This window comes from Blastococcus sp. TF02-8 (assembly GCF_003319175.1).
Classification (GTDB): Bacteria; Actinomycetota; Actinomycetes; order Mycobacteriales; family Geodermatophilaceae; genus Blastococcus.
On the sequence record NZ_QOHK01000012.1, the window covers coordinates 1 to 12,582 of the forward strand.

The 12,582-nt window shown below is 73.4% G+C and carries 13 protein-coding genes; 10 read left to right on the forward strand and 3 right to left on the reverse strand.

The window, feature by feature from the left end; translation table 11 throughout:
• The first annotated feature begins 173 nt into the window (after positions 1 to 173).
• Genes tsaB through tsaD form a run of 3 tightly spaced genes read left to right on the forward strand, consistent with a single transcriptional unit; the run spans position 174 to position 2,286 of the window.
• The gene (gene tsaB / locus DQ237_RS17635) at positions 174 to 809 is read left to right on the forward strand and encodes a tRNA (adenosine(37)-N6)-threonylcarbamoyltransferase complex dimerization subunit type 1 TsaB (protein WP_113801461.1); all 636 of its coding nucleotides are present in this window, start codon (positions 174 to 176) and stop codon (positions 807 to 809) included.
• Positions 806 to 1,252, forward strand: a complete 447-nt coding sequence (gene rimI, locus DQ237_RS17640) for a ribosomal protein S18-alanine N-acetyltransferase (protein WP_166509669.1) — start codon at positions 806 to 808, stop codon at positions 1,250 to 1,252. Before tsaB ends, rimI begins: the two co-directional genes overlap by 4 nt.
• A complete protein-coding gene (gene tsaD / locus DQ237_RS17645) occupies positions 1,249 to 2,286 on the forward strand; it encodes a tRNA (adenosine(37)-N6)-threonylcarbamoyltransferase complex transferase subunit TsaD (RefSeq protein ID WP_113801462.1) in 1,038 nt (345 codons plus the stop codon). Before rimI ends, tsaD begins: the two co-directional genes overlap by 4 nt.
• An 84-nt stretch (positions 2,287 to 2,370) precedes the next feature.
• Here tsaD and DQ237_RS17650 read toward each other — a convergent pair whose 3' ends face one another.
• The gene (locus tag DQ237_RS17650; protein ID WP_113801526.1) at positions 2,371 to 3,603 is read right to left on the reverse strand and encodes a class I SAM-dependent methyltransferase; all 1,233 of its coding nucleotides are present in this window, start codon (positions 3,601 to 3,603) and stop codon (positions 2,371 to 2,373) included.
• Between the two features lie 211 nt (positions 3,604 to 3,814).
• Between DQ237_RS17650 and groES the strand changes: the two genes are divergently transcribed.
• Entirely contained in the window at positions 3,815 to 4,123 is a 309-nt protein-coding gene (gene groES / locus DQ237_RS17655) for a co-chaperone GroES (RefSeq protein ID WP_014377938.1), read from the forward strand.
• 109 nt (positions 4,124 to 4,232) lie between these two features.
• Complete coding sequence (gene groL, locus DQ237_RS17660) at positions 4,233 to 5,879, forward strand: chaperonin GroEL (RefSeq protein WP_113801463.1); 1,647 nt, start codon at positions 4,233 to 4,235, stop codon at positions 5,877 to 5,879.
• A 130-nt stretch (positions 5,880 to 6,009) separates the two neighbouring features.
• Here the strand turns inward: groL and DQ237_RS17665 are convergent, their stop codons facing one another.
• Positions 6,010 to 6,309, reverse strand: a complete 300-nt coding sequence (locus DQ237_RS17665; RefSeq protein ID WP_104527703.1) for a WhiB family transcriptional regulator — start codon at positions 6,307 to 6,309, stop codon at positions 6,010 to 6,012.
• Positions 6,310 to 6,683: 374 nt separating this feature from the next.
• Between DQ237_RS17665 and DQ237_RS17670 the strand changes: the two genes are divergently transcribed.
• The gene (locus DQ237_RS17670) at positions 6,684 to 7,382 is read left to right on the forward strand and encodes a response regulator transcription factor (RefSeq protein WP_166509673.1); all 699 of its coding nucleotides are present in this window, start codon (positions 6,684 to 6,686) and stop codon (positions 7,380 to 7,382) included.
• Between the two features lie 119 nt (positions 7,383 to 7,501).
• Here DQ237_RS17670 and DQ237_RS17675 read toward each other — a convergent pair whose 3' ends face one another.
• Positions 7,502 to 7,897: a DUF5319 family protein gene (locus tag DQ237_RS17675; protein WP_113801527.1), complete on the reverse strand. Its 396-nt coding sequence runs from the start codon at positions 7,895 to 7,897 to the stop codon at positions 7,502 to 7,504.
• Between the two features lie 142 nt (positions 7,898 to 8,039).
• Here DQ237_RS17675 and guaB point away from each other — a divergent pair, with 142 nt between their 5' ends.
• Genes guaB through DQ237_RS17695 form a run of 4 tightly spaced genes read left to right on the forward strand, consistent with a single transcriptional unit; the run spans position 8,040 to position 12,568 of the window.
• Positions 8,040 to 9,557: an IMP dehydrogenase gene (gene guaB, locus DQ237_RS17680; RefSeq protein ID WP_113801528.1), complete on the forward strand. Its 1,518-nt coding sequence runs from the start codon at positions 8,040 to 8,042 to the stop codon at positions 9,555 to 9,557.
• A 2-nt stretch (positions 9,558 to 9,559) separates the two neighbouring features.
• Entirely contained in the window at positions 9,560 to 10,708 is a 1,149-nt protein-coding gene (locus DQ237_RS17685; protein WP_205730273.1) for a GuaB3 family IMP dehydrogenase-related protein, read from the forward strand.
• Positions 10,708 to 12,270 (forward strand): glutamine-hydrolyzing GMP synthase, encoded by a 1,563-nt coding sequence (gene guaA / locus DQ237_RS17690; RefSeq protein WP_113801465.1) that lies wholly within the window; start codon positions 10,708 to 10,710, stop codon positions 12,268 to 12,270. Before DQ237_RS17685 ends, guaA begins: the two co-directional genes overlap by 1 nt.
• Before the next feature lie 16 nt (positions 12,271 to 12,286).
• Positions 12,287 to 12,568: a hypothetical protein gene (locus DQ237_RS17695; protein WP_113801466.1), complete on the forward strand. Its 282-nt coding sequence runs from the start codon at positions 12,287 to 12,289 to the stop codon at positions 12,566 to 12,568.
• Positions 12,569 to 12,582: the final 14 nt, after the last annotated feature.

The window sequence follows — 12,582 nt, forward strand, 5'->3', positions numbered from 1 at the left end:
TCGCAGCGAGGGACGAGCGAGGAGCGGACCGGGGCGCGGAAGCCGGCGGTGTTCTCAGCCGGGTGACAGCCTCGGGAGCATCGCAGCGAGGGACGAGCGAGGAGCGGACCGGGGCGCGGAAGCCGGCTGGGTGTTCGCCGGGTGACAGCGCCCGCGCACTACCCTGGCCTCCCGTGCTCGTCCTCGCTCTCGACACCGCCACCCCGACCCTCGTCGCGGGGATCGCGCGGTGGGCACCCGACGGCGGCATCGAGGTGCTCGCCGAGCGGGCCGTCCCGTCGGGGACCAAGCACGCGGAGCTGTTGACGCCGGCCGTCCAGGGGGCGCTCGCCGACGCCGGGTTGTCGATGAACGACGTCGAGGCCGTGGTCACCGGACTGGGCCCGGGTCCGTTCACCGGCCTGCGGGTGGGCGTGGTCACCGCCGCCGCGATCGCCGACGCCCGCGGGCTGCCGGTGGTGGGTGTCTGCTCGCTGGACGCGGTCGGCTCGGGCGCGCGCACCGTCGTCACCGACGCCCGCCGCAAGGAGGTCTACTGGGCCACCTACGCGGCCGACGGCTCCCGGACCGATGGCCCCGCCGTCGTCCGCCCGGAGGAGCTGGGCCTGCCCGGCCCTTTCGTGGGCGACCCGGCCTTCGCCGAGCGACTGGGCGCGGAGGTCGTGCGCGCGGACGTGACCACCGAGGGCCTGCTGCGCGCCGCGACGCCGCAGCTGGCCGATCCGTCCACGGCCGCACCCCTGGTGCCGCTGTACCTCCGCCGGCCCGATGCGGTTCCGCCGACGTCGATCAAGGCTGTGACGCGATGACCCGGCTGCGGCCGATGCGGCTGGCCGACATCCCCGCGGTGATGGTGCTGGAGGAGGAGCTGTTCGCCCCGGACACGTGGACGGCGGCGATGTACCGCGAGGAGCTGGCGCAGACCGACACCCGCCACTACCTGGTCGCCGAGGACGGTGACGAGGTCATCGGGTACGCCGGTCTGATCGCCTACTCCGACGAGGCGCACGTGGCGACGATCGGCGTCACCGGCTCCCGGCAGGGCGAGGGGATCGGGGCGAAGCTGCTCGACGCGCTGCTCGCCGAGGCCGACCGGCGCCGCAGCCCGGCGGTGCTGCTGGAGGTGCGGGCGGACAACGAGCTGGCACAGGGGCTCTACCGGCGGCGCGGGTTCGCCGAGATCGGCCGGCGACCGAGGTACTACCAACCGAGCGGGACCGACGCTGTGGTGATGGAGCGGGTGAGGGCGTGAAGCAGGAACCGATCGTCATTGGGTTCGAGACCTCGTGCGACGAGACCGGCGTGGGCATCGTCCGCGGGCACACCCTGCTCGCCGACGCGCTGGCCACCTCGATGGCGGAGCACGAGCGGTTCGGCGGGGTCGTGCCCGAGATCGCCTCCCGGGCGCACCTGGAGGCGATGGTGCCGACGGTGCACCGCGCGCTGGCCGAGGCCGGCGTGCAGGCCTCCGACGTCGACGCCGTGGCGGTCACCAGCGGACCGGGGCTGACCGGCGCGCTGCTGGTCGGCGTCGCCGCGGCCAAGGCCTACGCGCTCGCGCTGGACAAGCCCCTGTACGGGGTCAACCACCTGGCCGCGCACGTCGCCGTCGACGAGCTGCAGCACGGTCCGCTGGCCGAGCCGTCGATCGCGATGCTGGTCTCCGGCGGGCACAGCTCGCTGCTGCTGGTGCCGGATCTCGCGCAGGAGGTGCAGTCGCTCGGGCGCACGATCGACGACGCGGCGGGCGAGGCCTTCGACAAGGTCGCGCGCGTGCTCGGCCTGCCGTTCCCGGGCGGCCCACCGATCGACCGCGCGGCCCGCGAGGGCGACCCGACGTCCATCGCCTTCCCGCGCGGCCTCACCGGCCCGCGGGACCCGATCTACGACTTCTCGTTCTCCGGGCTGAAGACCGCCGTCGCCCGGTGGGTCGAGGCCCGCGAGAGGGCGGGGGAGCCGGTGCCGGTGGCCGACGTCGCGGCGTCGTTCCAGGAGGCAGTGGCCGACGTGCTCACCGCGAAGGCGGTGCGCGCCTGCAAGGACCACGGCGTGGACCACCTGGTGCTCGGCGGGGGAGTGGCGGCCAACTCGCGGCTGCGCGCGCTGGCCGAGGAGCGGTGCGCCGCGGCGGGGATCGTGCTGCGGGTGCCCAGCCCGAAGCTCTGCACCGACAACGGCGCGATGGTCGCCGCGCTCGGCTCCCGGCTGGTCGCTGCCGGCGTCGCCCCGTCGGCCCCCGACCTCGGAGCGGACAGCTCCCTGCCGATCGAGACGGTCAGCCGCTGACGCCCACGAGGGTCGACCCTCGTGGGCGTCCGTGGGGCCGCGCCGTGACCCGGCTCCACGTCCGGCGGCGCGGCTCGACCTGCCCTACGTGAGGTCGCAGACCAGCGCGGTGGGTGCGCCGGCCACGCGGGTGACGACGACGGTCGCCGTCCCGCGGGCGTCGGTGCGCAGCTGGCGGGCGAGGGTCTCCGGATCGATGGCCGAGCCGCGCTTCTTCACCACCACCCTGCCCACCCCGCGCGTCCGCAGCAGCGCCTTGAGCTTCTTGAGGTTGAACGGCAGGACCTCGTCGATTCGGTAGGAGCTGACGAACGGGCTGTCGGCGGGCGCGTCCGAGGTCAGGTAGGCGATCGTCGGGTCGACCAGCGCGGCGCCCAGGTCGGCGGCCACCAACGACACCAGCCCCGAGCGGATCACCGCCGGGTCGGGCTCGTGCAGCCAGCCCCGCACCGGTCCGGCGTCGGCGAACCCGGGGTCGGCGTCGGCGGTCAGCTCGTGGGCGACGCCGTCGCGCACCACCGTCGCCCGTCGCCAGGTCGCCGCCACCGCCGGCCCCCACAGCAGCGCCTCGACGATCGACCCGCCGACCGACACCCACTCCGCCTCGACCCCGGGCCGCACGCGGTCGTGGTCGAGGCCGGGGGCCACCTTGACCAGCGAGGTCGGCACCTTCTCCAGCAGTGCGGTCACGGTCGACCACGGGGGGGACCAGCGGTCGGGGTCCAGCTGCCGCTTCCCCCCGGCCCGCCGCGCCGGGTCGAGGACGGCGGCGCCGCAGCCGGCCACCTCGCCGCCACGCGCCGCGGCCACCAGCTCGACGGCGTCGCCCGCGACGACCCAGACGTCGTCCGCGACGCCCATGGCCTCGACGTTCAGGGCGGTGAGCTCGCGCGCCACGGGATCGATGTCCACGGCCAGCACGCGCGCGCCCGCGCGGGCCAGGGCGATCGTGTCGGTGCCGGCCGCGCAGCCGAGGTCGGCGACGGAGTCCGCGCCTCCGGCCAGGAGCCGGGCCGCGCGACGGGCGGCGAGCTCCGGGCGGCCGGCCTGCTCGAGGGCGTCGGAGGTGAAGAGGAGCCGGTCGGCGTCGGACCCGAAGGTGGCCCGGGCCTTCTGCCGCTGCCGGGCGATGCCCCACGCCGGCCCGGCCAGCTCGGTGCCCACCTCGGCCCGCAGCCGGGACAGCGCGGCGACGGCGTCGACCCGGTTCTCGAGGAGCGCCGAGGCCCGCGACAGGGCGACCGCGCCGTCCGGCGTGGCCAGCGCCCGCAGCTGGCGAACCGTCTCGGCGGTCTGCTCGGCGGGTTCGACATCCATCTGCACAGCCTCGCGCACGGGTCGGTCCGCCCCGTGGTCACCCACCCCGGGGACCAGGTTGAGCGGCTGGCACTCTCGTAGGTAGAGTGCCAGAGCGACACGGGCGAGCACCCGACCCCCGCGACGGCGGATGCTCCGATCCCGTGCCACAGCATCAGCACCACAGCAGTACATCCACCAGCCGTCCGACACCGAAGGGGGCGTCACCGACGTGACGACCGCTACCAAGGTCAGCATCAAGCCGCTGGAGGACCGCGTCGTGGTCCAGGCCAACGAGGCCGAGACCACCACCGCCTCCGGTCTGGTCATCCCGGACACCGCCAAGGAGAAGCCCCAGGAGGGCACCGTCGTCGCCGTCGGCCCCGGCCGCATCGACGACAACGGCAACCGCGTCCCGCTCGACGTGAACGTCGGTGACGTGGTCATCTACTCGAAGTACGGCGGCACCGAGGTCAAGTACGCCGGCGAGGAGTACCTCGTGCTCTCCGCCCGCGACCTGCTCGCCGTCGTGGAGAAGTGACCGCAGGTCACTAGCTCCACCACGTAGTTCTCCGACCGCCCCGGCGACCCGAGTACCGGGTCCCGGGGCGGTCGTCTTTCGCCCTGCCCTGATCTGATCGGACAAGCCCATGGCCAAGATCATCAAGTTCAACGAGGACGCCCGCCGGGCCCTCGAGCGCGGCGTCGACAAGCTCGCCGACGCCGTCAAGGTGACGATCGGCCCGCGCGGCCGCAACGTCGTCCTCGACAAGAAGTTCGGCGCCCCGACCATCACCAACGACGGCGTCACCATCGCCCGTGAGGTCGAGCTCGACGACCCCTACGAGAACCTCGGCGCCCAGCTCGCCAAGAGCGTCGCCACCAAGACCAACGACGTCGCCGGCGACGGCACCACCACCGCCACCGTGCTCGCCCAGGCCCTGGTCCACGAGGGCATGCGCAACGTCGCGGCCGGCGCCAGCCCGCTCGGCCTCGGCCGCGGCATGCGCGCGGCCGTCGACGCGGTGCACGCCGCCCTCGACGCCGCCGCCACCCCGGTGGAGAAGCGCGAGGCCATCGCGGGCGTCGCCACCATCTCCGCCCAGGACGCCGAGGTCGGCGACCTGATCGGCGAGGCGATGGAGCGCGTCGGCAAGGACGGCGTCATCACCGTCGAGGAGAGCAACACCCTGCACACCGAGCTCGACGTCACCGAGGGCGTCCAGTTCGACAAGGGCTACCTCTCCCCGTACTTCGTCACCGACCAGGAGGCCATGGAGGCCGTCCTGGACGACGCCCTGATCCTGCTGGTCAGCGGCAAGGTGAGCGCGCTGGCCGAGCTGCTCCCGCTGCTGGAGAAGGTGCTCTCGACCGGCGGTCGCCCGCTGCTGATCGTCGCCGAGGACGTCGAGGGCGAGGCGCTCTCCACGCTGGTCGTGAACTCGATCCGCAAGACCATCAAGGTCGTCGCGGTGAAGTCCCCGTACTTCGGCGACCGCCGCAAGGCGTTCATGACCGACCTCGCCGTCGTCACCGGTGGCCAGGTCGTCACCGAGGACGTCGGCCTCAAGCTGGACCAGGTCGGCCTCGAGGTGCTCGGCACCGCCCGCCGGGTCACCGTCACGAAGGACGCCACCACCATCGTCGACGGCGGCGGCACCTCCGAGGGCATCGGCGACCGCGTGGCGCAGATCCGCCGCGAGATCGAGGCCACCGACTCCGACTGGGACCGCGAGAAGCTCCAGGAGCGCCTCGCGAAGCTGGCCGGCGGCATCGGCGTCATCCGTGTCGGCGCGGCCACCGAGGTCGAGCTCAAGGAGCGCAAGCACCGCATCGAGGACGCCATCGCAGCCACCCGCGCGGCGGTCGAGGAGGGCGTGATCCCCGGTGGCGGTTCCGCGCTGGTGCACGCCGCCGCCGCGATCGACGGCCTCTCGCTCGAGGGTGACGAGCTGACCGGCGCCCGTGCGGTGCGCGCGGCGCTGGACGCCCCGATGGTGCAGATCGCCGAGAACGCGGGCTTCGAGGGTCGCGTCGTCGTCGCCAAGGTGCGCGAGGCCGGCAAGGGGCAGGGCTTCAACGCCGCCACCGGCGAGTACGGCGACCTGGCCGCCCAGGGCGTCATCGACCCGGTCAAGGTCACGAAGGCCGCGCTCGGCAACGCCGTCTCCATCGCGGCGATGGTGCTGACCACCGACTCCGCCGTCGTCGAGGCTCCCGAGGAGGAGCACGACCACGCCGGCGGTGGCCACCACACCCACGGCCACTCGCACGGCGGGCACGGCCACTCGCACTGATGGAGGACCTCCCTCCCCCCGCCACTCGCACGCTCGCGGCGGGTCCTTGAGGGAGGCCGTTCCAGCACCTCACGACGGAGGGCCCGGTCCAGGAATCCTGGACCGGGCCCTCTCGGCGTTCGTGGGGGAGTTACACCCCGGCGGCGACGGCGGCCGGCTCGGCGGCGATGAGCCGGGCCCGCTCCTCCTCGCTCATCCCGCCCCAGACCCCGTAGGGCTCGCGGACCGCGAGGGCATGCTTGAGGCAGGCCTCGACGACCGGGCACCGCGCGCAGACGGCCTTGGCCGCGGTCTGCCGCCGCGCCCGCGCCGGGCCGCGCTCGCCGTCCGGGTGGAAGAAGAGGGACGTGTTCTCGCCACGGCATGCGCCGTGGAGCTGCCAGTCCCAGACCTCGGCGACGGGCGTCGGGAGTCTGCGGATGTCGGCCATGTCTCCTCCAGGACTCGGTCGAGCCGGAGGGGGCGTCCGGCTGCAAGGGGCCGGTGCCCTCGTCATCCGGTGGTCAAACCCCGCGAATTCGCAACTTTTTGACGACGTGCTCTGCGTCACCGCCGTTCGGGGGCGCTCACCCCCCGGGGTGAGGGCGTCTGTCGGAGGCCCCCGGAGTCGATCAAGGTGGCTGCAGGTCGCGCCGACGACCGGGTGGGGGAGATACCCGGCTCCGGTGCGCGAACCGCGCAGAGGTGGAGGGCTCCCCGGGTGGGAGCCCCCCACCCGAGCGACAGCCGGCCGGGCCTCCCGGTCGGTCGGGGGACCCCGGCGCAGCCCGGGAGAGCGAGGAGCAGCGCGTGATCGAGGACAGGATGCGAGCGCCCGTGCACGGCGCCACCGTGTGGGTCTACGACGAGCGACGTCGGGTGCGTGACGACGTCGCCTCGCGGTTGGTCGCCCTGCCCTTCGTCGGCCGCGTCGAGGTCGTCGGCGACGGACAGTCCCTGATGTCGCGTCTGGTCACCCGCAGCCCCGACGTCCTCGTCGTCGGCACCCAGCGGGCCGTCGACACCGGCCTGTCGGCCGCGACCCAGGCCCTGCGCGCCCACGCCGGCCTGCCGGTGCTGGTGCTCGGTGCCCCGGACGACGCCGAGAGCGTCCGCGCCGCCGTCGCCTTCGGTGCCCGCGGCTACCTCCGCTGGGACGCCACCCCGATCGAGATGGGCCTGGGGCTCTCCCGGGTCGGCCTGCGGGCCGACGGTCGCATCCCGATGCCGAGCGCCCCGCAGCCGGCGATGGCCTGGAGCGGGGCCGCGCCGCTGGCCGGTTCCGCGCCGACCACGGTCCGGTCCACGGTCCGCGAGGCCACCCCGTCGCCCGCGCTGTCGATGCGCGAGATGCAGGTGCTCACCGGCATGAGCCAGGGCAAGAGCAACGCCCAGATCGGTCGTGAGCTCTACCTGTCCGAGGACACCATCAAGACCCACGCCCGACGGTTGTTCCGCAAGCTCGGCGCCAAGGACCGCGCCGAGGCGGTCGCTCTCGGCTTCCGCCGCGGCATCATGGCCTGACAGTGACACTGCGATCCTCCGGATCGCACCGCGGCCAGGAGCCTGACCGTTGAGCCGCTGCATCGCGCCTGTGCGGACCCCTCCGGGGCCCACTCGGCGCGATCAGTGCTTTCCGGGCCCTACTCCTCCCGGGCGTGCCGGCCGGTGCGGTGGCCGCTGGGCTCGTCGCGCTCGGCCAGGGCGGCCACACCGTCGGCGTAGCCGCTGGCGTAGTCCCAGCTGACGTAGTCGTCGGGGTTCGGCTCGAAGGGCGGCTCGTGGCGGCCGGTCTGGCCCTCCTCGAGCAGCTGACGCAGGTTGGCCTGCATCAGCGCCCAGTCGACGTGGTGCTCCTCCTCGCAGTCGGGGCAGTCCACGACGATGCCCTTGATGCCCGTGGGCTCCAGCAGCGTGCGGAACACCTCGAGCTCGGCGAGGTCGTCGAGCACCCCCGCGCGCTCCTCCATCGTCAGCGGTGGGGGAGCCGGGTGGTCGGAACCGAAGTCCGGCCCGAAGGAGTCGTCGAACGGAGACACGGTCACACGGTAGCCGCCGCACGGGCGGAGGGCCGCCCCCTTCTGCCCCCCGCCTACGATCAGTACAGGTCTGCCACCCCTGGACGTCCGGGGCCGCCGGCCGGGAACCGTCCCCGATCTGCCCCGAAGGGTGGCCGCGCACATGCAGCCCGACGACCACGCCATGGAGCTGCCGGCGAAGTTCGCCCGCCTCGGCCTGACCTACGACGACGTCCTGCTCGTGCCCGGCGCGTCCGACGTCGTCCCCGCCGAGGTCGACACCAGCAGCCGGGTGACCCGCCGGATCACGCTGGCCGTGCCGCTCCTCTCCAGCGCCATGGACACCGTCACCGAGGCCCGCATGGCGATCGCCATGGCGCGGGTCGGCGGCATGGGGGTGCTGCACCGCAACCTCTCGGCCGAGGAGCAGGCCGGCCAGGTCGACCTGGTCAAGCGCTCGGAGGCCGGCATGGTCACCAACCCGGTCACCTGCTCGCCGGACAGCACGCTGGCCGAGGTCGACGCCCTGTCGGCCCGCTACCGGATCTCCGGTGCCCCCGTGGTGGACGCCGACGGCGTGCTGCTCGGCATCGTCACCAACCGCGACATGCGGTTCGAGACCGATCAGAACCGGCTCGTGCGCGACGTGATGACGCCGATGCCCCTGGTGACCGCGCCGGTGGGCGTGGACCCCGACACGGCGCTGGGCCTGCTCTCGCAGCACAAGATCGAGAAGCTGCCGCTGGTCGACGACGCCGGGCGGTTGCGGGGCCTGATCACGGTCAAGGACTTCGTCAAGCGCGACCAGTTCCCGCTCTCCACCAAGGACGCCGACGGCCGTCTCGTCGTCGGTGCCGCGCTCGGGGTCGGAGAGGACGCGTTCAAGCGCGCCGGCCTCCTCGTGGACGCCGGGGTCGACGTGCTCGTCGTCGACACCGCGCACGGCCACCAGCGCGCGGTGCTGGACATGGTCGCCCGGGTGAAGAAGGAGTTCGGCGGCGACAACGGCGTCGAGGTCGTCGGCGGCAACGTCGCGACCCGCGCCGGTGCGCAGGCGCTCGTCGACGCCGGGGTGGACGCGGTGAAGGTCGGCGTCGGGCCGGGCTCCATCTGCACCACGCGCGTGGTCGCCGGTGTCGGCGTCCCGCAGATCAGCGCCATCTACGAGGCGTGGCTCGCGGCCGGCCCGGCCGGCGTCCCGGTCATCGCCGACGGCGGCCTGCAGTACTCCGGTGACATCGCCAAGGCCCTGGTCGCCGGCGCCGACACCGTGATGATCGGTGGCCTGTTCGCGGGCGTCGAGGAGGCGCCGGGCGAGCTGGTCTTCATGAACGGCAAGCAGTACAAGACCTACCGCGGCATGGGCTCGCTGGGCGCCATGCAGAAGCGCGGCAACCAGTCGTTCAGCCGGGACCGCTACTTCGCCGACGACGTCCTCTCCGACGACAAGCTCGTCCCCGAGGGCATCGAGGGCCAGGTGCCCTACCGGGGCGCGCTCTCCGGTGTCGCGCACCAGCTCGTCGGCGGGCTCCGGGCCTCCATGGGCTATGCGGGCGCCGCCACGATCACCGACCTCAAGGAGCGCGGTCAGCTGACCCGCATCACCTCGGCCGGGCTCGTGGAGAGCCACCCCCATGACATCCAGATGACCGTCGAGGCACCGAACTACCGAGGGCGCTGAGCATGAGCGTGCGTGACACCGTCGAGATCGGGCTGAACCGCTTCGCCCGCCGTGGCTACGACCTGGACGAGGTCTCCATCGTCCCGTCCCGCCGGACCCGCGACGTCGACGACGTCTCGACCGCCTGGCAGATCGACGCGTTCCGGTTCGGGATCCCGCTGGTGACCAGTCCCAGCGACGCGGTGATGAGCCCGGCGACGGCGATCGCGGTGGGCGAGGCCGGTGGTCTCGGTGTGCTGAACGCCGAGGGCCTCTGGACCCGCTACGACGACCCGGTGCCGGTGTACCGCGAGATCGCCCAGGCGGCCGCCGCCGGCGCCCCGCCGGTGTCGCTACTGCAGAAGGTCTACGCCGAGCCGGTCAAGACCGACCTGATCACCGCGCGGATCAAGGAGATGAGCGACGCCGGCGTCACCACCGCCGTGCGCGTCTCGCCGCAGCACACCCAGCAGCTGGCGCCGGCGGCGCTGGCCGCGGGGGTGGACCTCCTGGTGATCCAGGGGACGATCGTCTCCGCCGAGCACGTGACCAGCTCCGGCGAGGCCCTGAACCTCAAGGAGTTCATCGCCGACCTCGACGTCCCGGTGATCGTGGGCGGCGCGGCGAACTACCAGACCGCCCTGCACCTCATGCGCACCGGCGCGGCCGGCGTCATCGTCGGAGTCGGGGCCGACAGCTACTCGACCACCGACGACGTCATGGGTATCCGCGTGCCGCTGGCCAGCGCGATCGCCGACGCCGCCGCGGCCCGCCGTGACTACCTCGACGAGACCGGCGGGCGGTACGTGCACGTCATCGCCAACGGCCGCATCGAGACCAGCGGCGCGATCGCGCGGGCCCTCGCCTGCGGTGCCGACGCCGTCCAGCTGGGCGAGCCGTTGCGCATCGCCGCCGAGGCGCCGGCGGGTGGCGTGTGGTGGGACTCGGTCGCGGCGCACCCGCGGCTGCCGCGCGGGGCCACCTCGGCCCCGGTCGAGCCCGCCGGGTCGCTGGCCGACGTGCTGAACGGTGCCGCGGAGACCGCCGACGGCCGTACCAACCTGTTCGGCGCCCTGCCCCGGACGATGGCCAAGACCGGCTACCGGGACCTCAAGGAGTTCCAGCGCGTCGACCTGGTCATCGGTGGAGCGATCGGGGACGGGATCCGCTGATGGACTTCCCGACCGTCCTGGTCGTCGACTTCGGCGCGCAGTACGCCCAGCTCATCGCCCGCCGCATCCGCGAGGCCGGGGTCTACTCCGAGATCGTCTCCTCGGAGGTGCCGGTCGAGGAGATCCTCGCCCGCAAGCCCGCGGCGATCGTGCTCTCCGGCGGGCCGTCGAGCGTCTACGCGCCCGAGGCGCCGAAGGTCGACCCGACGCTGTTCGAGGCGGGCGTGCCGGCCTTCGGCATCTGCTACGGCTTCCAGGCCATGGCGGCCTCGCTCGGCGGCACCGTGGCCCGCACCGGCGACCGCGAGTACGGCGGCACCCCGCTGACCGTCACCACCGACGCGCGACTGTTCGGGTCGCTGCCGATCGAGCAGAACGTGTGGATGAGCCACGGCGACGCCGTCAGCGAGGCGCCCCCCGGCTTCACCGTCACCGCCACCTCCACCGGCGCCCCGGTCGCCGCGTTCGAGGACGTCGACCGGCGGCTGGCCGGCGTCCAGTTCCACCCCGAGGTCAAGCACACCGCGCACGGGCAGACCGTGCTCGAGCACTTCCTGTTCGACATCGCGGGCCTGGAGCCCACCTGGACGATGAGCAACGTCGTCGACGAGCAGGTGGCACTCATCCGCGAGCAGATCGGCGACCGCCGGGCGATCTGCGGCCTCTCCGGCGGCGTGGACTCCGCCGTGGCGGCCGCGCTGGTGCAGCAGGCCATCGGGGACAAGCTGACCTGCGTCTACGTCGACCACGGGCTGATGCGCGAGGGCGAGACCGAGCAGATCGAGCGGGACTTCGTCGCCGTGACCGGCGCGGACCTGCGGGTCGTCGACGCGAGCGAGCAGTTCCTCGCCGCGCTCGACGGGGTCAGCGACCCGGAGCAGAAGCGGAAGATCATCGGCCGCGAGTTCATCCGGGTGTTCGAGCAGGCGGCCCTCGACGTCGTCGCCGACGCCCAGGCGCACGGCGAGACCGTCGACTTCCTGGTGCAGGGGACGCTGTACCCCGACGTCGTCGAGTCCGGTGGCGGCACCGGGACGGCGAACATCAAGAGCCACCACAACGTCGGCGGCCTGCCCGAGGACCTGCAGTTCACGCTCGTGGAGCCGCTGCGCACGCTGTTCAAGGACGAGGTGCGCGAGGTAGGCCGCCAGCTCGGCCTGCCCGACACCCTGGTGCAGCGCCAGCCCTTCCCGGGGCCGGGCCTGGGCATCCGGATCGTCGGCGAGGTGACCCGCGAGCGGCTGGACGTGCTGCGCAAGGCCGACGCGATCGCCCGCGAGGAGCTCACCGCGGCCAAGCTGGACACCGAGATCTGGCAGTGCCCGGTGGTGCTGCTCGCCGACGTCCGCTCGGTCGGGGTGCAGGGCGACGGCCGCACCTACGGCCACCCGGTGGTGCTGCGGCCGGTGTCCAGCGAGGACGCGATGACCGCGGACTGGACCCGGCTGCCCTACGACGTGCTGGCGAGGATCTCCACCCGCATCACCAACGAGGTCGAAGAGGTCAACCGCGTCGTCCTCGACGTGACGAGCAAGCCCCCGGGCACCATCGAGTGGGAGTGACTGTCACCATCGGCCGGTGACCAGCTACCGGGTGACGCTGACGTACACGGTCGATGTCGTCGACGAGGGAGCGCTGCTCCGGGCCGGAGCGGTGGCGTGGGCGGCGTCCGCCGGTGGCTGGGCGGTCCGTGTCGACGACGACGGTGCGGTCACCGAGGTCGCGGCCGGCGAGGCACCGGAGAGTCCGGGACCGGACGCCAGTCTCGCCTTCCTCATCGGCGCGCAGCCTCACCCGGTGCTCTCCGGAGTGCGGTTCACCGCCTCGTCCGTCGGCGTCGAGCAGGTCGCTCCCGAGTAGCCGGGGGCACGGCT

Bases quoted from the DNA above. Each gene is read 5' to 3' on its own strand.
- rimI (WP_166509669.1), top strand. From the start codon at position 806: ATGACCCGGCTGCGGCCGATGCGGCTGGCCGACATCCCCGCGGTGATG.
- DQ237_RS17650 (WP_113801526.1), bottom strand. From the start codon at position 3,603: ATGGATGTCGAACCCGCCGAGCAGACCGCCGAGACGGTTCGCCAGCTG.
- groL (WP_113801463.1), top strand. From the start codon at position 4,233: ATGGCCAAGATCATCAAGTTCAACGAGGACGCCCGCCGGGCCCTCGAG.
- DQ237_RS17665 (WP_104527703.1), bottom strand. From the start codon at position 6,309: ATGGCCGACATCCGCAGACTCCCGACGCCCGTCGCCGAGGTCTGGGAC.
- DQ237_RS17670 (WP_166509673.1), top strand. From the start codon at position 6,684: ATGCGAGCGCCCGTGCACGGCGCCACCGTGTGGGTCTACGACGAGCGA.
- guaB (WP_113801528.1), top strand. From the start codon at position 8,040: ATGCAGCCCGACGACCACGCCATGGAGCTGCCGGCGAAGTTCGCCCGC.
- DQ237_RS17685 (WP_205730273.1), top strand. From the start codon at position 9,560: ATGAGCGTGCGTGACACCGTCGAGATCGGGCTGAACCGCTTCGCCCGC.
- guaA (WP_113801465.1), top strand. From the start codon at position 10,708: ATGGACTTCCCGACCGTCCTGGTCGTCGACTTCGGCGCGCAGTACGCC.